This is a genomic window from Tunturiibacter gelidiferens (genome assembly GCF_051013345.1).
Taxonomy (GTDB): domain Bacteria; phylum Acidobacteriota; class Terriglobia; order Terriglobales; family Acidobacteriaceae; genus Edaphobacter; species Edaphobacter gelidiferens_A.
The window spans coordinates 5,758,467-5,778,562 of record NZ_CP132939.1 but is presented as its reverse complement, the minus strand read 5'-3'; the positions used below and the strand labels follow the sequence as shown (position 1 = coordinate 5,778,562).

The 20,096-nt window shown below is 60.0% G+C and carries 18 protein-coding genes and 3 pseudogenes; 9 read left to right on the top strand and 12 right to left on the bottom strand.

What is annotated here, in order from left to right; translation table 11 throughout:
- Window positions 1–18: 18 nt before the first annotated feature.
- The 5 genes from RBB80_RS29180 to RBB80_RS29160 are packed head-to-tail and all read left to right on the top strand — an operon-like array spanning window position 19 to window position 4,334.
- On the top strand, window positions 19–378 hold the full coding sequence (locus tag RBB80_RS29180) for a hypothetical protein (RefSeq protein WP_433965669.1): 360 nt from the start codon (window positions 19–21) through the stop codon (window positions 376–378).
- Window positions 375–827 (top strand): nucleoside-diphosphate sugar epimerase/dehydratase, encoded by a 453-nt coding sequence (locus RBB80_RS29175; protein WP_433965668.1) that lies wholly within the window; start codon window positions 375–377, stop codon window positions 825–827. The genes RBB80_RS29180 and RBB80_RS29175 overlap by 4 nt, the downstream gene beginning before the upstream one ends.
- Window positions 784–1,530 (top strand): sugar transferase, encoded by a 747-nt coding sequence (locus RBB80_RS29170; RefSeq protein WP_433965667.1) that lies wholly within the window; start codon window positions 784–786, stop codon window positions 1,528–1,530. The genes RBB80_RS29175 and RBB80_RS29170 overlap by 44 nt, the downstream gene beginning before the upstream one ends.
- A 16-nt stretch (window positions 1,531–1,546) precedes the next feature.
- Window positions 1,547–3,226, top strand: a complete 1,680-nt coding sequence (locus tag RBB80_RS29165) for an NAD+ synthase (RefSeq protein ID WP_433965666.1) — start codon at window positions 1,547–1,549, stop codon at window positions 3,224–3,226.
- Between the two features lie 34 nt (window positions 3,227–3,260).
- On the top strand, window positions 3,261–4,334 hold the full coding sequence (locus RBB80_RS29160) for a DsbA family protein (protein ID WP_433965665.1): 1,074 nt from the start codon (window positions 3,261–3,263) through the stop codon (window positions 4,332–4,334).
- Window positions 4,335–4,426: 92 nt separating this feature from the next.
- Here RBB80_RS29160 and RBB80_RS29155 read toward each other — a convergent pair whose 3' ends face one another.
- The 4 genes and pseudogenes from RBB80_RS29155 to RBB80_RS29140 all read right to left on the bottom strand — a co-directional run bounded on the left by RBB80_RS29155 (window position 4,427) and on the right by RBB80_RS29140 (window position 8,036).
- Complete coding sequence (locus tag RBB80_RS29155; RefSeq protein WP_433965664.1) at window positions 4,427–4,654, bottom strand: hypothetical protein; 228 nt, start codon at window positions 4,652–4,654, stop codon at window positions 4,427–4,429.
- A 37-nt stretch (window positions 4,655–4,691) separates the two neighbouring features.
- Window positions 4,692–5,255, bottom strand: coding sequence for a DUF420 domain-containing protein (locus tag RBB80_RS29150; protein WP_433965663.1), 564 nt, complete (start codon window positions 5,253–5,255; stop codon window positions 4,692–4,694).
- A gap of 4 nt (window positions 5,256–5,259) precedes the next feature.
- Window positions 5,260–6,216 (bottom strand): heme o synthase, encoded by a 957-nt coding sequence (gene cyoE / locus RBB80_RS29145; protein WP_433965662.1) that lies wholly within the window; start codon window positions 6,214–6,216, stop codon window positions 5,260–5,262.
- A 57-nt stretch (window positions 6,217–6,273) separates the two neighbouring features.
- A pseudogene (locus tag RBB80_RS29140) lies at window positions 6,274–8,036 on the bottom strand (lysine--tRNA ligase).
- Between the two features lie 112 nt (window positions 8,037–8,148).
- On the opposite strand from RBB80_RS29140, the gene RBB80_RS29135 reads away from it, so the two are divergent.
- From RBB80_RS29135 to RBB80_RS29120, 4 genes are all read left to right on the top strand, one after another.
- Window positions 8,149–8,412: an AtpZ/AtpI family protein gene (locus RBB80_RS29135; RefSeq protein WP_433965661.1), complete on the top strand. Its 264-nt coding sequence runs from the start codon at window positions 8,149–8,151 to the stop codon at window positions 8,410–8,412.
- Window positions 8,413–8,434: 22 nt separating this feature from the next.
- The gene (locus tag RBB80_RS29130; RefSeq protein ID WP_433965660.1) at window positions 8,435–8,845 is read left to right on the top strand and encodes an ATP synthase subunit I; all 411 of its coding nucleotides are present in this window, start codon (window positions 8,435–8,437) and stop codon (window positions 8,843–8,845) included.
- A gap of 42 nt (window positions 8,846–8,887) precedes the next feature.
- Window positions 8,888–9,619, top strand: coding sequence for a F0F1 ATP synthase subunit A (gene atpB, locus RBB80_RS29125; protein WP_433965659.1), 732 nt, complete (start codon window positions 8,888–8,890; stop codon window positions 9,617–9,619).
- Between the two features lie 158 nt (window positions 9,620–9,777).
- Window positions 9,778–10,086, top strand: a complete 309-nt coding sequence (locus tag RBB80_RS29120; protein ID WP_179637647.1) for an ATP synthase F0 subunit C — start codon at window positions 9,778–9,780, stop codon at window positions 10,084–10,086.
- Between the two features lie 288 nt (window positions 10,087–10,374).
- Here RBB80_RS29120 and RBB80_RS29115 read toward each other — a convergent pair whose 3' ends face one another.
- From RBB80_RS29115 to RBB80_RS29080, 8 genes and pseudogenes are all read right to left on the bottom strand, one after another.
- Complete coding sequence (locus RBB80_RS29115; RefSeq protein ID WP_433965658.1) at window positions 10,375–11,895, bottom strand: NADH-quinone oxidoreductase subunit N; 1,521 nt, start codon at window positions 11,893–11,895, stop codon at window positions 10,375–10,377.
- Window positions 11,896–13,287, bottom strand: coding sequence for a complex I subunit 4 family protein (locus tag RBB80_RS29110; RefSeq protein WP_433965657.1), 1,392 nt, complete (start codon window positions 13,285–13,287; stop codon window positions 11,896–11,898).
- Window positions 13,170–13,550, bottom strand: a complete 381-nt coding sequence (locus tag RBB80_RS29105) for a hypothetical protein (RefSeq protein WP_433965656.1) — start codon at window positions 13,548–13,550, stop codon at window positions 13,170–13,172. The genes RBB80_RS29110 and RBB80_RS29105 overlap by 118 nt, the downstream gene beginning before the upstream one ends.
- A 49-nt stretch (window positions 13,551–13,599) precedes the next feature.
- A pseudogene (gene nuoL, locus RBB80_RS29100) lies at window positions 13,600–15,622 on the bottom strand (NADH-quinone oxidoreductase subunit L).
- Window positions 15,623–15,642: 20 nt separating this feature from the next.
- Window positions 15,643–15,954 carry an NADH-quinone oxidoreductase subunit NuoK gene (gene nuoK / locus RBB80_RS29095; protein ID WP_433965655.1) on the bottom strand — a complete coding sequence of 104 codons (312 nt, stop codon included), beginning with the start codon at window positions 15,952–15,954 and terminating at the stop codon, window positions 15,643–15,645.
- A gap of 2 nt (window positions 15,955–15,956) precedes the next feature.
- Window positions 15,957–16,462, bottom strand: a pseudogene (locus RBB80_RS29090) (NADH-quinone oxidoreductase subunit J family protein).
- A gap of 117 nt (window positions 16,463–16,579) precedes the next feature.
- Window positions 16,580–17,641 (bottom strand): NADH-quinone oxidoreductase subunit NuoH, encoded by a 1,062-nt coding sequence (gene nuoH, locus RBB80_RS29085; RefSeq protein WP_433965654.1) that lies wholly within the window; start codon window positions 17,639–17,641, stop codon window positions 16,580–16,582.
- A gap of 49 nt (window positions 17,642–17,690) precedes the next feature.
- Window positions 17,691–20,096: a molybdopterin-dependent oxidoreductase gene (locus RBB80_RS29080; RefSeq protein ID WP_433965653.1), complete on the bottom strand. Its 2,406-nt coding sequence runs from the start codon at window positions 20,094–20,096 to the stop codon at window positions 17,691–17,693.

Sequence of the window (20,096 nt, the reverse complement as noted above, 5' to 3'; positions counted from 1 at the left end):
AGTTGAAAGGCGTTCGCTATGGCGACACCGGATTATCTGCAGCAGGTCATCGTCTCAGAGAGAAAATACGCGGGAAACGGAAAGCGTGCGTCGAGGACGGGCGGCGGAGTCTTCCGCAGGCCGTCGATCACGAGTACGGTCTGGGCTTCGCTGGACCTGCTGACCGTGGCGATTGCAGCGATAGTAGCTCTAAGGTTCCGCGTGCCGACACCGGCCGATGTCCCTACGTTGCATGTGTTGCCGCATCTCATCAAATCTTCTCCGAATCTTCTGTTTTTTTATATTGCCTGGTACGGAATCTGCCTGATTTTTTCACGCGTTCGTATGGGCTGTATGGGACGATTCAGCACCATAGCGGATTGCATGAACAGAGGATGACCATTCAGGCGTCGCTGACCTCAGGGCTGCTTCTGTGTGGGACGCTTTACCTGTCGAGTGGAGAGGCGATCTCGCGAATTGTGGTTGGACTGATGGTGGTGTTTACGACGGTGCTGCTGTGTGTGCGGCGCGCGTTGTGGCGAAGGATGGTCTATCGGCGGTTCCGGGCGGGGATCGAGACGCGGAACGTTTTGATCGTGGGCGCAGGTCGGGTGGGCCACGCGCTGAGAAATCATATCGACACGCTGCAGCATCTGGGATTTCGATTCAAGGGCTTTGTTGCGCTGACCGAGCGCGAGGCGGAATCCGGTAACGCAGATGTGATTGGCGATGTGAGGAACTGCCTGTCGCTGGCGCGATCGCTCTTTGTTGACGAGATCTTTTTCCGTGCCGGCCGAGGAGAAGATGGTGATCAGCATGGTGGAAGAGGCTCGGATTGCCGGCATTGATGTCCGTGTGGTTCCGGATATGTACGACGGCCTGGCCTGGAATGCGCGGGTCGAATATGTCGGCCAGTTTCCGACGATTCCACTGCACCGCAGGGACTTTCCGATCGGTGGATTTTTGCTGAAGCGAGTCCTCGATGCGACGGTTTCAGTGATCGGGCTGGCAGTGACTGCGCCGGTGATGCTGGCGATTGCGTTCGCGGTTCGGTTGGACTCTCCTGGGCCGATCTTTTACAAAGCGCAGAGGATTGGACGGAAGGGACGCGCGTTCTCTTGCTATAAGTTCCGGACGATGGTGCAGAACGCGGATAAGTTGAAGGCTGATCTGGAGCATATGAACGAGCGCGATAGTGTGCTGTTCAAGATCAAGAAGGATCCTCGGATTACGAAGGTGGGCAGAGTGTTGCGGAAGTACTCGCTGGATGAGCTACCGCAGTTTTATAACGTGCTGAAAGGCGATATGAGTCTGGTGGGGCCTCGGCCTCCGATGGCGGCCGAGGTGGAGCAGTACGACCTTGCGCATCTGCGGCGGCTGGATGTGCTGCCGGGCATTACGGGGCTGTGGCAGGTGGAGGCTCGGCAGGACCCGTCGTTCGACAGCTATATCTCGCTGGATACCGCGTATGTCGAGAACTGGAGCCTGATCATGGATCTTCGGATTCTGGCGCGCACGGTGGGTGTGGTGTTGAGCGGGACAGGCTCCTAAGCGGTAGACTTGAAGGGTGAAGATAGCGCTTGCCCAGATCAACCCGACGGTGGGTGACTTCGCCGGGAATGCGAAGAAGATTCTTGAATATGCGGCTCGTGCCGAGACGTTAGCCGTGGGTCTTGTGGTGTTTCCGGAGCTTGCGGTGTGTGGGTATCCGCCGGCGGACCTTCTTGAGAAAGCTTCCTTCGTTGCGAGGGCAGAGGAGGTCGTGGCTGAAGTTGCAGGCTGGACCGCAGCTGCGGGTCGACCTGCGATTCTGTGCGGCACGGTGATGGCTACCAAGGCCAGCGTGGGCAAGCAGGTGAGGAATGTCGCGGCACTGTTGGATGGAGGCAGGGTAAGCTTCGTGCAGCAGAAGATGCTGCTGCCGTTTTACGACGTCTTCGACGAGCAGAGATACTTTGAGCCGGCCGCGGAGCAGATGCTGGTCTGTGTCGGCGGGGAGCCGTTGGCGATTACGATCTGCGAGGACGCCTGGAACGATAAGGGATTCTGGCCGCGGCAGATGTATCAGGTGGATCCGGTAGAGAAGCTGATGGGACGATGGGAGTCGCAGTCGAAGGAGCTGGCGGGACAGCAGCGGGTGATTTTAAATATCTCGGCGTCGCCCTATTGGCAGGGGAAGCCGCAGGTGCGGCAAAACATGCTGGCTGCGCTGGCGCGGCGGCATCATGCGTTTGTGGCGATGACAAACCAGGTGGGCGGGAACGACAGCCTGGTGTTCGATGGCTCGTCGCTGGTGATCCGGCCGGATGGTGAGGTGGTCGTACGAGCGGCTTCGTTCGCGGAGGATCTGGTTGTCTTCGATACCCAGGATGGAGAGGCTATCGCAGCTGAGACGCAGGTGGACGAGGTCGCTGCGATGTGGGATGCGCTGGTGCTGGGGACACGGGACTACGTGAGGAAGTGCGGGTTCAGCAAGGCTCTGGTGGGGTTGAGCGGGGGAATTGATTCGGCTCTGGTGGCGGCGATTGCGGTGGAGGCACTGGGGAAGGAGAACGTGATCGGAGTGGGAATGCCGACGGAGTACTCGTCGCTGGGCTCGATTGAGGATGCACGGAGGCTGGCGAAGAACCTGGGGGTAAGGTTTGAGCTGCTGCCGATCCACGATGTGTTTGCGCAGTTTCAGCATGTGTTACACCCGCTGTTTGCAGGGACACCGTTTGGGCTTGCGGAGGAGAACTTGCAGCCGCGGATTCGCGGGACGCTGCTGATGGCGTTGTCGAACAAGTTCGGCGCGCTGGTGCTGACGACGGGGAACAAGAGCGAGATGTCGACCGGGTACTGCACGCTGTACGGCGATATGGTGGGTGCGCTGGCCGTGATTGGCGATGTGATGAAGACGCGGGTGTATGCGTTGAGCAGGTATGTGAATCGCGTCAAAGAAGTTATTCCGTGGGAGACGATCTCGAAGGCACCTTCTGCGGAGCTGCGGCCCGAGCAGCGGGATACGGATTCGCTGCCGCCGTATGAGGTGCTGGACCCGATCCTGGAGGCTTATGTGGAGCGGTATTGCTCGGCGGAGCAGATTGCCGAGGAGCAGGGAGTGGACGTGGCGCTGGTGAGGTCGGTGTTGCAGCTGGTTGAGAAGAGCGAATATAAGCGGCAGCAGGCGGCTCCGGTGTTGAAAGTTACGAGAAAGTCGTTCGGAATGGGGCGTCGGTTTCCCATTGCGGTCAAGGTTCAGGTGTAATAGAGGAGCTGCGCGGATAGCGACGGCGCAAAGGATGGTGTCTTTGAGAATTTCGAATTGGATGTTGGCGGGATTGGTGACGGCTCTCAGCATTTCGGCAGCGGCGGGAGCACAAACGTCAGCGGGTGCGGGAGCGCAGACTGCTCCTCCGGCACAGAAGGCTGGGGCTCCGCTGCAGCTGCAGAGTCTGGGGCAGGATACGAAGGCGGATCCGTTTCCTCCGGTGAATCAGAAGTACTTTACGGCATCTACGCCCACGGTGGATACGGTCAACGCGTTTTTGAAGGCCCTGTGGGGATATGATCCGAACCGGATCTGGCGGGTCGAGGCGATCCAGTCCACCGCGGCGCCGAGTGTAAGTAAGGTGATTGTGTTTGTCACGGACAAGACAGCCAATGCGAAGGTGCAGCCTACGGCGTTTTTTGTGATGCCGGATGGAAAGCACGCGGTCGCGGGCGATGCGGTGGTGCCGTTTGGCGCGACTCCGTTTGCTGAACTGCGTAAGACGCTGCAGGCTCGCGCAGACGGTGCGACGCGCGGCGCGACCAGCAAGGATCTTCTTCTGGTGGAGTTTGCAGATCTGCAGTGCCCGCATTGCAAAGAGGCGCAGTCCACGATGGAGCAGTTAGTGAAGGACTTCCCGACCGCACGTGTGGTGTACCAGAGTTTTCCTCTGGTGGACGTGCACCCTTTTGCATTCAAGGCAGCCGCGTACGGGTATTGCGTACAGAAGCAGAAGAACGATGCGTACTTTGTCTACTCTGCCGCGGTGTTTGATACGCAAGGTGCTTTGACTCCCGAAACCGGGGATCAGACGCTGAAGAGTGCAGTGACGAAGGCTGGATTGGATCCTGCGGCGATCGACGCGTGCGCGGCGACTCAGGCGATCAAGGACCAGGTGAATGCTTCGATCAAACTGGCGCAGGAGATCGATGTCCAACAGACTCCGATGCTTGCGGTGAACGGGCATCTGCTGCCGTTGGCCGGGATTCCGTACGAGACGCTGAAGACGATCATCTCGTACCAGGCGTCGCTCGACGGCGTGAGCACGGGAGCGACCGGGGCGGCCGTGGGTAGCAGTTCGAATCCTCCGACGCTCGGGAAGTAAGTGGCTTCTGCGTCTGGATTACTTTGAATGGTTTGATGAGAAGGCCTCGATCACGACGATCGGGGCTTTCTCATTGCGCGAAGTTAGGAGTGTTAGCGGCGGCGGTCGCCGATGAGTTTGACTGCCGCCAGAAGAAGCGTGAGGAAGCCGGTGGGGAGGCAGCCCATTGCGAGCATCAGGGATAGCCATCCCAGGTTGGTGTGGGGGCCTTGATGGCGGGTGATGCCGCCGAAGCTGGTAAAGATGAGTGCGGCTGCGACGACTCCAGTGCCGAAGATGAGAAGGCCGGTATGGAGGAGCTTGCGGGTGTCTGGCTGCATAGGAGTCGTGCTTAAAGTTTCAGTGTTCAATGACAGACTACCGATATGCCGCGAGCATCGCGTAGACGATGACTCCGGACACCGAGACATAGAGCCAGATGGGGTAGGTCCAGCGTGCGAGGCGGCGATGTGCGGGGAAGCGACCGGTGAGAGACAGGAAGAAGGTGATCAGGATCATGGGCAGACAGATGATTGCGAGAAGGATGTGTGGCGTCAGCAGGATCCAGAGATAGATGAAACGCGCTGTGGGATAGGCCTTGGGAAAGAGCATGTCGCCGTGGAGGACGTGGTTGGCGATGTAGGCGACGAGGAAGACGCTCGACACGATGAAGGCGCCGAACATGCTGTTGCGGTGTGCAGTGATCTGGCGGCGGCGGATGAAACGATATCCGATGACGAGGAAGACGGCGCACAGGGCGTTGAGAACGGCGTCGAGCGCCGGAAGGAAGGCCAGATGAGTGCCTGCGACGTCGACCGGAGGATGATAGTAGACAAGCCACGCGAGAAACAGTGATGCGACCGCGCTGACGGCGATGATCGAAGCGATGACAGAGGGAGGAGTGCGGAATTCCGGGCTGACTTGTTGAATGGATGAGGGCATTAGTCTAGAAGAGCAGGCGTCCTTTGGCGTCAAGCATCATGGCGGCTAAAAGTAGCGGGAGATAGATCACCGAGGCGCGGAGCAGATCACGGGCTACAAGGCGGGAGGAGTCGGAGTCGGGATTGCGGAGAATGCGCGCGAAGCGGACGGTGTACCAGAGGTAGCCTGCGCCCAGGATCGTCGCTGCTGCCGCGTAGAAGTAGCCGGTAGTGTGGAGCGCTGCGGGCCAGAGGCTGACGGGAATCATGAGGATCGCGTAGAAGAGGGCCTGGATGACCGTGCTTTGGGCGGCGTACTGAGTGTTTGGCAGATTGGGCGTAAGGCGGATTCCGGCGCGGGCGTAGTCTTCGCGGTACATCCAGCCGATGGCCATGAAGTGGGGGAACTGCCAGACGAAGAGGATGGCGAAGAGGGCTACGCCGGGCCACTCGATGATGCCGCGTGCGGCGGTCCAGCCGATGAGGGGCGGCAGTGCGCCGGGGAATGCGCCGATGAAGGTGTTGATGGTGGTGACGCGCTTAAGCGGGGTGTAGATGGCGACGTAACCGATGGCTGTGAGGAGGGTCAGGGTTCCGGTGAGCAGGTTGGTGGTGTAGGCCAGGTAGAGGGAGCCGAGAAAAATGGCCGCGAATCCCAGAATGAGGCCGTGCGTGAGGGAGATTCGGCCGGCTGCCATGGGGCGTGAGGCCGTGCGCCGCATGAGCGAGTCGGTCTTGCGCTCCAGGGCCTGGTTGAGCGCGCTGCTGCCGCAGGTGACGACGGCGATTCCCGCGAGAGCCTGGAGGAGGCCGGCGTGGAAGGGGCTGATGCCGCTGCGGAGGCTGCCAAGGTAGAAGCCCGCTCCGGCGGTGATGATGACCATGGTGGAGACGCGGAGCTTGAAGAGGGTGGCGTAGTCGGCGAGCAGGGAATAGGGCTTCGCGGGTGCGAGGACTGCATCGGTTGTCGCGGAGGTGGCCACAAGGTAAGGATAACGCGTTTGGGGCGCGGCGACGGGGTTGGCGTCGCCGCGTGTGCGCTATTCGGCGGACTCTCCGTGTTTGGCTTCGGCTGCCTCGGCCTGTTTGACCTGGGGGCGCAAGAGAGGGAAGAGGATGACGTCGCGGATGGACTTGGAGTTGGTGAGGAGCATGGTGAGGCGGTCGATGCCGATGCCTTCGCCGGCGGTTGGGGGCAGGCCGTAGCCCAGGGCGCGCACGTAGTCCTCGTCCATCTGGTGGGCCTCGTCGTCGCCGCGAGCCTTTTCGGTCATCTGCTGCTCGAAGCGGGTGCGCTGGTCGTCAGGGTCGTTGAGCTCGGAGAAGGCGTTGCCGACCTCGAAGCCACCGATGTAGAACTCGAAGCGCTCGACCCAGTCAGGCTCGTCGGGCTTGACCTTCGAGAGGGGGCTGACGGCCAGGGGGAAGTCGTAGATGATGGTGGGCTGAATGAGCGGCTCTTCGATGCCCATCTCGCCACCCCGCAGAGCCTCGGCTCTCAGTTCGAAGAGATCGGAGATGGCTTTGCCGTACGGTGCGCCTTTATCGAGGACGAACTCGCGAACGAAGTGGCAGTCTGCACCGAGGCGATTGAGGGCCCGATCGAAGGAGGACTTCTCTGGATCGGCAAACTTCTCGCCCTCGTTGATGAGCGCCCTGAACTTCTCCTCGGAAGAAAAGTCGTTTACGGTCGGCTGAACTGGCGCGTTCGGCGGCCACCACTTGATGATGGCCTCGCGCATGGAGAGTCGGGTCCATTTGCTGAGGTCGATCTCGTGGCCGTTGAAGTGGGTGATGGTCGTGCCGTTGACTTCCTTGGCGACGTGGATGATGAGCTCTTCGCTGAGAGTCATCAGGTCGTGATAATTTGCGTAGGCCTGGTAGAACTCGAGCATGGTGAACTCGGGGTTGTGACGGGTGCTGATGCCTTCGTTGCGGAAGTTGCGATTGATCTCGTAGACGCGGTCCATACCACCTACGACCAGGCGCTTGAGATAGAGCTCGGGCGCGATGCGGAGGAAGAGATCGAGATCGAGGGCATTGTGATGCGTGGTGAAGGGCTGGGCCGCCGCGCCTCCGGCTATCTGATGCATCATCGGGGTTTCGACTTCGAGGTAGCCGCGGTGATCGAAGAACTTGCGGATTGCGCGGAGGATGGCGGCGCGCTTGACGAAGACCTCGCGGACGTTGGGAGTCTCGGGTTCGGCTGCGTCGTTTGGGGCTTCGCCTGAGGTGGCGGGCTTGGTGGCTCCGGTGTTCATGAAGAGGTCGACGTAGCGCTGACGGTAGCGAAGCTCTGTGTCTTCGAGGCCGTGGTACTTGTCGGGAAGGGCCAGCATAGCCTTGGTGAGGAAGGTCAGGCCGGGCTGGTTATCGACGCTTCCAACGTGTACGGTGAGTTCGCCGGTGCGGGTGCGGAAGAGGTGGCCCCGGACGCCGATGTGATCGCCGAGGTCGAGAAGTTTATATAGGGAGAAGGTGTTTTCGCCTACGTCATCTTTACGGACGTAGATCTGGAAGCGCTGGCCACCCTGCTGGAGCTGCGCGAAGCCAGCCTTGCCCTGGACGCGGATGGCCATGATGCGGCCGGCGATGCTGACGAGGATGGGGTCGGCGTCGAGCTGCTCGGCGGTGAGAGAGTCGTAGGCGGCGCGGATCTCGGGAATGGTGCGGCTGGCGGCGTAGTGGTTAGGGTAGGTCGCCTCGGCTTGGCTGAGGCCTTCGAGCTGACCGAGGGCAGCGATCTGCTGGAGCTTTTCGCGGCGCTGCTGATAGAGATTTTTTCGAACTCCGACTCGTACACAGGGATTCCTTTAGCTGGATGTTGCTGACACCCCAGTATAGCGAGGCGTGAGGACCTCGAAGGATACATAGAATGTGTCAGTCGACGTTGTGCGTGGTGTAATAGTCCTGCTATGGCGGATGATGGAGCAAGGAACGGCGGTAATGATGCGGGTGGCGGTGGGAAGGGTGCTCTCGGCGAGCTGGTAAAGGCTGAGTCGATGATCCAGCTGGCGATTGCGTTGCCGGCAGGGTGCGTCATCGGATGGCTGCTAGGGAGTTGGCTGGATCGGCACTTTCATCAGGGGTGGATCGCGATTGCAGGGATTTTGCTTGGCGCAGCGGCGGGTTTTGTCCAGATTTTCCGGACGGCGTCGCGGTACATCAAGCGTGGATAAGAGTGCAGGTGAGGACGACATTGTGAGAACGTTGGAAAGCTTCAGCGACGCGGACTTCAAGCGGACGATTTTGAGCGCGTTGCGACTGCTGGTGGTGATTACCGCGGTTGCGGCGCCGGTGATCTGGTGGAAGATGGGGTGGCAATCCGCGGTCTTGCTGCTGGTGGGGGCGCTGATCTCGGGGTCGGGGTTGTTCGAGTGGCTGCGGCTGATGACGGCGGTGATGGTCCGGATGGATGGCGGCGGGAAAGCCAAGCCGATGGGGCTGATTTTGTTCGGTTTCTTCCTGCGGCTCGGGCTGACCGTTGTGCTGCTTTATGTTAGCCTTAAGATTCTGAATGGTTCGGTCTACGCGCTTGCCGCTGGCCTCGCTCTGGGTGTATTTGCACTTACGGTCGAGGGTTTGAGGCTGATGAAGGCGTGGACAGTTTAGACCGGCGTTCGTGGATCAGATTGAACAGAAGTTTTTATTTATATGCCGACACAGACACTCTTCACTCAATTTTTGAATCACCACTTTGGTGCGTTCACGACCTCGTTTCTTGAGGCGCTGCACGTGCATCCGAAGTATGCGGCTTATCCGATTACGGATTCCTTCGCGATGGAACTGCTGGTGTTTTTCGTTCTGATTGCTTACTTCATCCTGGTACGGATGACGCTAAGCGTTGAGAAGCCAGCCGGTGCGCAGCATCTGGCAGAGATGACCCATGAGTTTGTCTCGGAGCAGGGCGAGCAGATCATCGGCCACGGGTCGGAGCGGTTTACGAGCTATCTGACTTCCCTGGGTTTGTTCATTCTGCTGGCCAACCTGATGGGTGTGATTCCGGGACTGAAATCGCCTACCGCGTATGCGGTGGTGCCTCTCGGCTTTGCGCTCTGTACTTTCATTTACTACCACTACCACGGCGTCCGGGAGAACGGCTGGGCTTACATCAAGCAGTTTCTGGGACCGGTGTGGTGGTTGTATCCGCTGCTGCTGCCGATTGAGATCATCTCGCACCTCGCTCGCGTTCTCTCGCTGACGGTTCGTCTCTACGCGAATATGTTTGCGGGGGATCTGGTGACAATCGCGTTCTTCTCGCTGGTTCCGGTGGGAATTCCGTTGATCTTCCTCGGGCTTCACCTCGGTGTGGCTGTAGTTCAGGCCTATGTGTTCTTCCTGCTCGCGTCGATCTACTTGTCACTGGCCGTAGCACACGATCATTGATGCTTCGCATCACCCAAGGCTAAAGCCTGGGCTACCAAGTTTCGCTGCGTTGGGGCCTCCTCTCGCAGTGTGCAACAACGCCGCATAGCGTGAGGGTGCCAGCACGGTGAGCATCAACCACCCACTGGCGGCGTATTCACGGAGGCAGGAGTAACACGATGAAGAAGCTGCAATATCTCTTTATGTCGTTGGCCGCGCTGCTTTTCGCAACGCCGGCTTTTGCGCAGGGCGCTGCCGCTGCAAGCCCCGGAGCCCAGTGGGTTCCTCTGGCTGCTGGTCTGGGCATGGCGCTGGCTGCTGGTCTTTGCGGTCTGGGTCAGGGTAAGGCGACTGCTTCGGCTACCGAGGCGCTGGCACGTAACCCGGGTGCTCGTCCTGGAATCTTTATCTTCCTGATTCTTGGTCTCGCGTTTATCGAGTCGCTCGCGTTGTTCACGTTCGTCATCATCTTCTTGAAGGTTCAGTAACGCCGCTGGCCTTTTGGAGTTTTTGAGAATAGAAGCCTCCGCATGTTGCGGAGGCTTTCTGTTTGTGTAAGATCTGTTGTCCTGCCGGACGGGCCTCCTGCGCGGAGGGCGGTCACTTCGTGACTTATGTACCTTGTTTGGGTAAAAGATCTTTGGTGGTCCTCCCGTTGGTCGGAAAGAGAACTCGTGCCGACCAACGGGAGACCTATGGTTATCATCTTGCCAAGAGCGGTATACACGCCACGAAGTGGCCGCCCCACGCGCAGTGGGCCCGTCCGGCAGGACGTATCATTTCTCGTCGAACTGAAGCTGGAGGTGGCAGCTATCAGGAGAGGCAGCACACTCCTGTCGGCCCTGCTCGATCAGAGTGGAGTGGCTGGCATACTCCGCAAAGGAGACCGCACCGCTGGGCAGAATGCCAAGAGCGCCCGTCGCCACGGCGGCAAGAGCAATCCCAATCGCTGCAGGAACACTGATGCGGCGAAGCTGATTGAGGCGAGTGCTTTCGCTGCCAGGACGCGTGTAGATCGCAGCCAGCAGGCGGAGGTAGTAGAAGCAGGCGACGCCGCTGTTGAGCAGACCGATGACAGCCAGCCATACGTTGCCGCCGTGGATGGCTGCGGAGAAGACGTAGAACTTGCCGAAGAAGCCACCGGTGAAGGGGATTCCAATGAGCGAGAGCAGGAAGAAGCTGAGCAGAGCGGCGAGGTAGGGCCGCTTCTGGCCGAGGCCGGTGAAGTCGTCGATGCTGCGAGCGCGCTCGTCGTAGCCGGCGATCTGCGTAACGACAGCGAACGCACCAACGTTCATCGCGGCATAGGTGGCGGTGTAGAGGCAGGCTGCGGCGATTCCATCGAAGGGAAAAGCGGTGAACGCGACCAGCAGGTAGCCGGCGTGAGCGATGCTGGAGTAAGCGAGCATGCGCTTGACGTCGCGTTGGAGCAGGGCGCCCAGGTTGCCGACCGTCATCGACAGGGCGGCGAGAACCCACATCAGGATGGTCCAGCGATGTTGATAGGTGGGGAAGCCAGTGAAGGTGATACGGAGCAGGACAGCAAAGGCGGCGGCTTTCGGTGCGGTCGACATGAGGCCGACAACCGGAGCTGGTGCGCCCTGGTAGACGTCGGGGGTCCAGACGTGGAATGGAGCAGCCGAGACTTTGAAGCCGAGGCCGATGATGATCAGGGCCAGTGCCGTGAAGGCGAGGGCTGGAGTCGCGGTGATCTCGAGGCCGTGGGCAATGGCGTAGATGTTGGTCGAACCGGTGGCTCCGAACGCCAGAGCTACACCATAGAGGAAGAAGGCGGTGGCGAAGGACCCGAGCAAAAAGTATTTGATAGAGGATTCGGTGCCGGTTGCCTGACCCTTGCGGAAGCCGCACATGATGTAGGTCGAGATGGAGGAGATTTCCAGGCCGACGAAGACCATGAGGAGTTCGACGGAGCAAGTCATCAGCATCATCCCGACTGCGCCGAAGAGGATGAGGGCAAAGTACTCACCCGCGTGGCTGGCGTTGCCTTCGAAGTAATCCAGCGATCCCAGGAGGGTGACTAGAACAACAGAGCCAATGACGAAGTGGAAGAGTACCGAGAAGGCATCGATTTGAATGATGCCGGAGAAGGCGTGGACGGTCCCAAACTGAATCTGGTACCAGCTGGCGGCGAGAGCTGCCACGGTGCCTGCGATCGCGAGCCAGCCAAGAGGCTTGCGGCTGGAGCTTGGCTTCAGGCATGGCTCTGCGAGCATGACGAGGACACCGACGAGGGTGAGGATGAGCTCGGGAAGGAGGGCCAGGACGTTAGCGGACATTTAGCGGGCTCCCCCATTTTCAAGTGGAACGAAAGGTATCTGCTGGCTTCCGGGGACGGCGCGGGAGAGGCCATTATAGATACAACGTCCGGCGGCATCTCGCTGCGCTATCGGGAGCATTTCGAGACCGATATAGGAGTTTCGAGCGGCATTTGAGGTTTGTGCCGGGCCTTCGGCGAGGACCTTACCAGCGGTGTCGATGGCTCGCAACCAGTAGGGCGAGGCAACTCCCATGAACAGCATGACCGCGACGAGGGGCCAGAGTGCGAGATGCTCGCGGGCGGTCACGTCAGGGACTGGGACGTCGGATGTGTTTTCGTTCAGATCGCCATAGAAGAGGCGCTGAATCATCCAGAGCATGTAAGAGGCGGTAAGGATGACGCCTGTCGTGGCGAGAAAGGTCCACGCGGTGCGGTGGATGACCGCAGCCTGCATACTGCCGGTAAGGACGAGGAACTCGCCTACGAAGCCGTTGAGCATTGGCAACCCGATCACCGACAGGGTAGTGATGACGAAGAGGGTGACCATCCAGGGGAGCTTGGCTGCGAGACCACCGTAGTCGCGCATGTCGTAGGTACCGTAGCGCTCGTAGAGGATGCCGAGAAGGATGAAGAACGCACCGGCGCCGATGCCTTCGTTGATGGTGGCGTAGATGCCTCCATCGATGCCGGCGATGGTGAAGGTGAAGATGCCGAGGATGACCACGCTGACATGTCCGAGCGCACCGTATGCTGCCAGTTGCTTAAGATCTTTTTGGACAAGAGCGAGGAGCGCACCGTAGACGATGCCGATGGCTCCGAGGGCGATCATGAGCGGTGCGATATGGCGCGACTGCTCGGGGAAGATGCTGAAGGAGAAGCGCAGGATGGAGTAGAGGCCGAGTTTGCCGACCAGAACCATCACGGCAGCGGTCGGGGCTTCGGCGATTGCGTCTGTGAGCCAGCCGTGAAGCGGAAAGACCGGAACTTTGACTGCGAAGGCTACGAGGAACGCGAGTGAGGCCAGCCAGAGCGCTGCGTTGTTGCTGGAGATATTGTGGGCGGCGGCAAGCTGGGCGAGCTCAGGGAGTTGGAAGGTGCCGGTGCGGGCGTAGACCCAGAGCATGCCAACCAGCAGGATCGCCGAGGGTATGAAGGTGTAGAGGAAATATTTGATTGCGGCGCGGCGGCGGTTGGCGCTGCGGCCGAAGGTCGCGATGAGCAGCGTCATGGGAACCAGCGAAAGCTCCCAGAAGGCGTAGTAGAGGAAGAGGTCGAGCGAGACGAAGATGCCGATCATCGCAACCTGCTGCAGGAGGAAGAGGGTGTAGAAGAGCTTCCTGCGATCGCCGATGGTGTTCCAGGAGACGAGGACGCCGAGGGGGCGAGGAAGCCGGTGAGAACGACGAGCCACATCGACAGGCCGTCAACGCCGAGGTGGTAGCGGATGGCGGGCGAGTTGATCCACTCGTGATTCTGTTCAAACTGGAAGCTGCCGGCGACAGCCGAGTAGTCGTAGCGTGCGGGCAGATGCAGGGTGCAGATAAACGTGATGAGGGTGACGGCAAGAGCACCCCATTGCATCAGCCTGCCCTTGTCGGGCAGCAAGGCCAGCAGGACCGCGCCCACAAGCGGGACAAGGATGAGTACGGTCAGGATGGTGTGGTCGATATTCATCGTTTCCTTTGGGTGTTGCAAAAGCAAGGTACTGATAAAACGAGCTTCTTTAGTGGATCCAGATGGAGCGGCCGAAGATCATGACGAGCAGAACGGCGGCGGCCCCGAGTGCGAGCCAGCCGGCGTAAGAGCGAATGTTTCCAGACTGAACGCGGCGAACCAGAGAGCTGAATCCTCGTGTGGTTGCTCCAGCAGCGGCGCCGGCGCCGTTGACGACGCCGCCGTCGACGATACCGCCGAGGAAGAGGCGGCTGAACATCAGCAGCGGGGAGACGATCAACGCACCGTAGATCTCGTCGACGTAGAACTTGTGGTCGACGAGGTTGTAGAGGGATGGCATCTTTGCGGCGAGGGCGGCAGCTGTGCCGGGCTTCTTGTAGTAGAAGAGGTAGGCAACGGCGAGGCCTGCGAGTGCGACGAGGACAGAGACTGCGGCGAGGCCCAGCTCGGGACCGTGGCTGGTGGATGCTGCTTCGACCGCCGCGCCCGTGCTGAAGACCGGATCGAGGAAGTGTTCGATCTCGTTGTGCCCCCCATAGCGGCGGGAACGCCTACCAACCCGCCGATGATCGAGAGCAGCGCGAGGATGGCGAGCGGAACGGTCATGATCGCAGGGGACTCGTGAACGCCGTGGGGGCGGTTGTCTTCTGGGTCGACGACCATAACGGCGTGGCTGTCGGAGTGAGTGTGGACGGCTGCTCCGTGGGCGTGAAGATCGGTGTGCTCTTCAAAGTGCTCCGGGCCAAAGAAGGTCTTGAACCAGAGACGGAACATATAGAAGGAGGTCATGCCGGCTGTGATGAGTCCGACCAGCCAGAGCAGCTTGCCGAGAGGATTGGTCGCGACGAAAGCCTGATAGAGGATCTCGTCCTTGGAGAAGAAGCCCGCCCACGGCGGAATCCCTGAGATGGCGAAGACGCCCATCGTCATGGTCCAGAAGGTGACGGGGATGCGCTTGCGGAGGCCACCCATCTTGCGCATATCCTGCTGGCCGGAGAGTGAGTGGATGACTGAGCCGGCGGAGAGGAAGAGCAGCGCCTTGAAGAAGGCGTGGGTGAGCAGGTGGAAGATGCCTGCGGTGTAGGCTCCGACTCCGCAGGCCAGAAACATGTAGCCGAGCTGCGAGACGGTGGAGTAGGCGAGGACGCGCTTGATGTCGTGCTGCACCATGCCGATGCAGGCGGCGAAGATGGCCGTAGCCGCGCCGATGATAGCGACGACGCCGAGAGCGTAAGGGCTGCGGTCGAAAAGAACATGGCAGCGGGCGACCATGTAGATGCCGGCTGTGACCATCGTTGCCGCATGGATCAGCGCGGAGACAGGCGTGGGGCCTTCCATCGCGTCGGGGAGCCAGACGTAGAGGGGAATCTGGGCGGATTTCCCGACTGCGCCGAGGACAAGCAGAAGAGCGATTGCGGTCAGGATGCCGCCGTTCCAGCCGGGATTGACGCTGATCGCCTGGAAGATGTGGGTGAAGTCGAGGGAGCCGAACTCGCGAACGAGAAGGAACATCGCGAGAAGGAAGCCGAAGTCTCCGATGCGGTTGACGATGAAGGCTTTTTCCCGGCGTTGGCCGCAGAATCCTTGGTGAAGTAGAAGCCGATGAGCAGGTACGAGGCGAGACCTACGCCCTCCCAGCCGACGAAAAGGAGGAGGAAGCTCTCGGCGAGGACGAGGACGAGCATGAAGAACATGAAGAGGTTCAGATAGGCGAAGAAACGCCAGTATCCCTCTTCATGTGCCATGTAGCCGACCGAATAAACGTGAATGAGGAAGCCGACGCCGGTGACGATGCCGAGCATGATGAGGGTGAGGTGATCGACGGTGAAGGCAAAGTCGATCTGAAGACCGGTGATTGCGATCCACGGCTGGCTGACGACTCGGAGGACTTCCGGCGCGCCATCGGCCTTCATGACGACCCAGAGCCAGGCGACGATCGCGGCGGGAATAGCGGTGCAGAGGAGAGCAACTGCGGAGACGAGAGCACGCGGAAACTTGCGGCCAACCGTGCCGTTGACGAGGAAACCGGCAAAGGGGACAAGCGGGATCAGCCAGAGATAGTCGGAGATCATGGAGACAGAGGGCATAGAGGTCACGATTTCATCAGGTCGATCTGGTCGACGTTCAGCGTTTTACGCGTGCGGAAGATGGTGATGATGATGGCAAGGCCTACGGCGGCCTCGGCTGCGGCAACGACCATCACGAAGAATACGAAGATCTGACCGGAGAGTTGGTGCCACATGTGCGCGAAGGCGACGAAGGTGAGGTTGACGGCGTTGAGCATAAGCTCAATCGACATGAAGATGGTGATGAGGTTGCGTTTGATGAGGAAGGCCGCGACGCCGATCGAGAAGAGTATGGCGGCGAGTATGAGATAAGCGGCGATGGGCACTTGTGGAAGCATCTCTACTGCTCCTTTCGCGCGAGCACGACGGCTCCGAGGATGGCTACCAGGATGAGGACCGAGGTGACTTCGAAGGAAGCAACAGCTTGGTGAAGAGAATGGTGCTGATCTCGGAGATATTGCTGGTGACGTGGTTGAGATAGCCGCCGATGCTGGTGTAGCCGAGAGCCTTGCGCTCCGACAGGAAGACGAAGCTGAGCAGGCAGAAGATGGCCGCAGCACCGGGAAAGCCGACGAGGTAGGCGGCACGGCTGCCGGTAGTTCGCTCTTCTTCGCCTGCGTTCAAAAGCATAATGACGAAGACAAAGAAGACCATGATGGCACCGGAGTAGACGATGACCTGGGATGCGGCGAGGAACTCGGCTCCGAGTGACCAGTAGAGGACGGCCAGCGACATCATGACGACGACCAGCGAGAGGGCGCTGTTGATGGGATGGCGCTGCAGGAGGAGGTTGAGCGCTCCCGCTACGGCCAGCCCGCCAAAGATGAGAAAGAGTGCCAGTTGCATGATGTTCCGTCAGGTCCTTTGTGAATCTCTTGAGACGCTTGAAACAGGGCAGAGGCCGATTTTGAAGAACTGGGCTATCTGCTGATTGTAAAACACCTTGTTGCTTATTCCCCGGAGCTAGCTCCGTAAGGCAATGACAAGACTGGTGACGATGATGTTGGCCATGGCGAGCGGCAGGAGAAACTTCCAGCCGAAGCTCATGAGCTGGTCATAACGGAAGCGCGGCAGCGTGCCACGCACCCAGATAAAGAGAAGCAGGAAGGCCAGAACTTTGAGTACGAACCAAAGGATGGGGAAGATGGCCGATAGGATGGGGCCGCCGAAGTCCGCTGGGAGGAGATGGCCGAGGGGGCTGGAGGCTCCGCCGAAGAAGAGCAGCGAGGCGACGCAGCTGACCGTGATCATGTTTGCGTACTCGGCCATGAAAAACATGGCGAACTTCATGGAGCTGTACTCGGTGTGGTAACCGGCGACGAGTTCGGATTCTGCTTCGGGAAGATCGAAGGGCGCGCGGTTGGTCTCGGCGTAGGCGGCCATGATGTAGATGAAGAATCCAACGAATTGGAATCCGCCAAAGAAGTTCCAGGAAAGCAGGCCGTGTGCGCCCTGACTGTTCACGATATCGCGAAGGCTGAGAGACTGTGCGCGGAGAACAACGCCGACCAATGAGAGGCCGAGGGCGAGTTCGTAGCTGATCATCTGCGAGGTGGCGCGGAGGCTGCCGAGCAGGGCGAACTTGTTGTTCGAGGACCAGCCGGAGAGAGCGATTCCGTAGACGCCAATTGAAGTGATGCCGAGAATTACCAGAAGACCGATGTTGAGGTCGGCGATGTTGAACATCTCGACGCCCTTCACCGTCTGCATACCACCGAAGGGGACGACAGCGATGGAGATCAGCGCGCAGGCCAACGCAATGATCGGCGCGACAATAAAGAGAGGACGCTCAGAGGCGATAGGCAGGAGATCTTCCTTGAGGAAGAGTTTGATTCCGTCGGCGAGCGGCTGCATCAAGCCAAAGGGGCCGACGCGCGAGGGCCCCCAGCGATTCTGGATGCGGCCCAGGACCTTGCGCTCGAGTAGCACCGTATAGGCGACCGACATCAGGGTGATGACCAGGACGACCACGACCTTGAGAATGCTGAGCAGCAGGAATGTCTGAAATGGGCTGAGGTGGCTCACGGCGGTGGGTTGGGCTCCTGTAGGTGTTTGCGTCTGCTGTTGAGTCTACTTAGTCGGCTGCAGGTTGAATCTGGGTGAGGCCGGTTGGAGGACGGAGACTCTCGTTTTGCTGCAGGTCGGAGAGCATGGCGGAGTAGCGACCCAGGGTGCCCGAGGTAAACAGTGTATCGTTCGCGGGCAGCACGAGGTCGCGGCGGCTGCCGATTTGAACGAGATCGTTGACTGCTGCGGCAGGCTGCAGGTGTTGGTTGTTGCCGCTGAGCAGTTGAAGTCGCAGCAGGTTGTAGCCGGGGACCAGGCGTTGGATCTCATCGAGAATGGCGAAGGGATCGAAGGGGCTGAGCTTCGGCTCCATGTTGTTCGCGGCAAGCCAAATGGCATGACGGTCTGCCTCGCCGGACTGTACGCCGCGGGACTGGCCCATGTCGGCGCGAGTGCCTTTGCCGAAGGGAATGAGCTCCCGCATGTTAGCGCCCATCTTGTCGGCGATACGAACGATCATCTCGAAGTCTGTGCGGACTCCGGCACGGTCGCCGGCCTTGTTGACGAGCTGGAGGTCGCCATAGCTGTTGGTGACGGAGCCGGATTTTTCGTAGAGGTTCGCGGCCGGGAGGATGACGTCGGCAAGGGCTGCCGTCTCGGTGAGGAACATGTCCTGCACCACTACGAAGGTGTCCTTGAGAGACATGGGATCGATTCCGTAACGAGAGACGGGGTTGGAGCCGACGACGTAGAGAGCGGAGAGTTCGCCCCGTTCGGCTGCTTCGAAGATCTCGAGCATGTCGAGACCTGGGGCGGCGGGAGTGTTGTACTCGGCGAAGGTAGAGTTGCCTGCGAGCGGAGTGAAGCCGGGTAGCAGGTCAGGCAGCAGGCCCATGTCGGCGGCTCCGCGAGAGTTGACGTAGTCGGAGATAAGGGCGAACTTGCGGTTGGGCAGAGTCTTGCCGAAGGCGAGGAGGCGCTGCAGATCGCCGCCGCGGAACTCCGACCCGAGAAGGACGAGCAGACTCTCCTCCGAACGGATGGCTTTACGGAAGTCATGGAAGGAGGATGCGTCTGCGCCGGAGTGGGTGAGGGCATCGACGGCACTATCATCTCCCGCGATGAAGCTGGCCAGCGCGCCGTAGCTGAAGGGCGCGATGTGCGCGAAGGCTTTGGCTTGGCGGCGGAGCTTAATCTCGGCAGAGTTTGCAATATAGAGGCGGGCGCGGTGATTGCGAACGCTTGTGCGGATGTTCCAGGCTGTTGCGGGGGCCTGAATCGTTGGGTCGCCGCCGAGAATCATGATGGCCGGCGCGGTCAGCGTATCGTTCAGACTGGCGGTGCGGCCGGTGGTACCGGCAAGAGCCCGCGCAAAGGAGACGTAGTCGGCGGTGCGATGGTGATCGATGTTGTTGGTGCCGAGGACGGTGCGGGCAAACTTCTGCAGAAGGTAGGCTTCTTCGTTGGTTGTGCGATTGGAGCCGATGACTCCGATGCTCTTACCGCCGCGGGTGTCGCGAAGTTCGCGGAGCTTCTTACCGACGTGATCGAGTGCGACCTCCCAGCTGACTTGCTTCATCTCGCCGTTGGGCTGGCGGACGAGTGGCTGGGTAAGGCGGTCTTCGTTATTGGCGAAGTCAAAGGCGTAGCGGCCCTTGTTGCAGAGAAAGTCGACGTTGATGCCGGACTTGTCGCGGTTATCGCCGCGGACGATCTCTGAGCCGTCCGTGGTGCTGCGAACACCGAGGGTGGTTTTGCAGCCATCGCCGCAGTGCGTGCAGATGGTCGAGACGTGATTCATCTCCCAGGGGCGCGTCTTGTAGCGATACGTGCCAGAGGTCAACGCGCCGACCGGGCAGGCGTCTATGCACATGCCGCACTGTTCGCAGTCTACGTGGGCGAGGTCATCGGGAGACATCTGCGCGGGGACGTTAGGGGCGATGACTGAGGAGCTGCCTCGGTTCTGAATGCCGAGAGCGAAGACGTCCATGCCTTCGCCGCACATCCGAATGCAGCGATAACAGAGGATGCAGCGAGGGCGATCAAAGTAAACGACAGGGGACCACTTCTGCTCTTCGCGATGGTTCTTGGGTTCGGCGTAGAAGCTTTCGGCGGCGCCATACTTGAACGTCATATCCTGCAACTCACACTCGCCGCCGGCGTCGCAGACGGGGCAGTCGAGAGGATGATTGCCGAGAAGAAGTTGCAGCGTCGCCTTGCGCGCCTGAGCGATCTCGGGAGATTCGCTGGTGACGACCATGCCCTCCGTAACCGGGGTGGTGCAGGCGGTTTGGAGCTTGGGCATCTTCTCAACGCGCACGACGCACATGCGGCAGGCTGCCTGCAGCGAGAGCCCCGGATAGTAGCAGAAGGCGGGAATCTCAATACCGGCGGTCTTGCAGGCTTCGAGCAGAAGCGTGCCCGCGGGTGCGGTCAGTTTTTTGCCGTCTACGGTAAAGGTTACGTCTGCCAT

Bases quoted from the DNA above. Each gene is read 5' to 3' on its own strand.
- atpB (WP_433965659.1), top strand. From the start codon at position 8,888: ATGCCGACACAGACACTCTTCACTCAATTTTTGAATCACCACTTTGGT.
- RBB80_RS29155 (WP_433965664.1), bottom strand. From the start codon at position 4,654: ATGCAGCCAGACACCCGCAAGCTCCTCCATACCGGCCTTCTCATCTTC.
- nuoK (WP_433965655.1), bottom strand. From the start codon at position 15,954: ATGCTTCCACAAGTGCCCATCGCCGCTTATCTCATACTCGCCGCCATA.
- RBB80_RS29115 (WP_433965658.1), bottom strand. From the start codon at position 11,895: ATGTCCGCTAACGTCCTGGCCCTCCTTCCCGAGCTCATCCTCACCCTC.
- RBB80_RS29105 (WP_433965656.1), bottom strand. From the start codon at position 13,550: ATGAATATCGACCACACCATCCTGACCGTACTCATCCTTGTCCCGCTT.
- RBB80_RS29135 (WP_433965661.1), top strand. From the start codon at position 8,149: ATGGCGGATGATGGAGCAAGGAACGGCGGTAATGATGCGGGTGGCGGT.
- RBB80_RS29080 (WP_433965653.1), bottom strand. From the start codon at position 20,096: ATGGCAGACGTAACCTTTACCGTAGACGGCAAAAAACTGACCGCACCC.
- RBB80_RS29120 (WP_179637647.1), top strand. From the start codon at position 9,778: ATGAAGAAGCTGCAATATCTCTTTATGTCGTTGGCCGCGCTGCTTTTC.
- RBB80_RS29175 (WP_433965668.1), top strand. From the start codon at position 375: ATGACCATTCAGGCGTCGCTGACCTCAGGGCTGCTTCTGTGTGGGACG.
- RBB80_RS29170 (WP_433965667.1), top strand. From the start codon at position 784: ATGGTGATCAGCATGGTGGAAGAGGCTCGGATTGCCGGCATTGATGTC.
- RBB80_RS29180 (WP_433965669.1), top strand. From the start codon at position 19: ATGGCGACACCGGATTATCTGCAGCAGGTCATCGTCTCAGAGAGAAAA.
- RBB80_RS29160 (WP_433965665.1), top strand. From the start codon at position 3,261: ATGGTGTCTTTGAGAATTTCGAATTGGATGTTGGCGGGATTGGTGACG.
- RBB80_RS29150 (WP_433965663.1), bottom strand. From the start codon at position 5,255: ATGCCCTCATCCATTCAACAAGTCAGCCCGGAATTCCGCACTCCTCCC.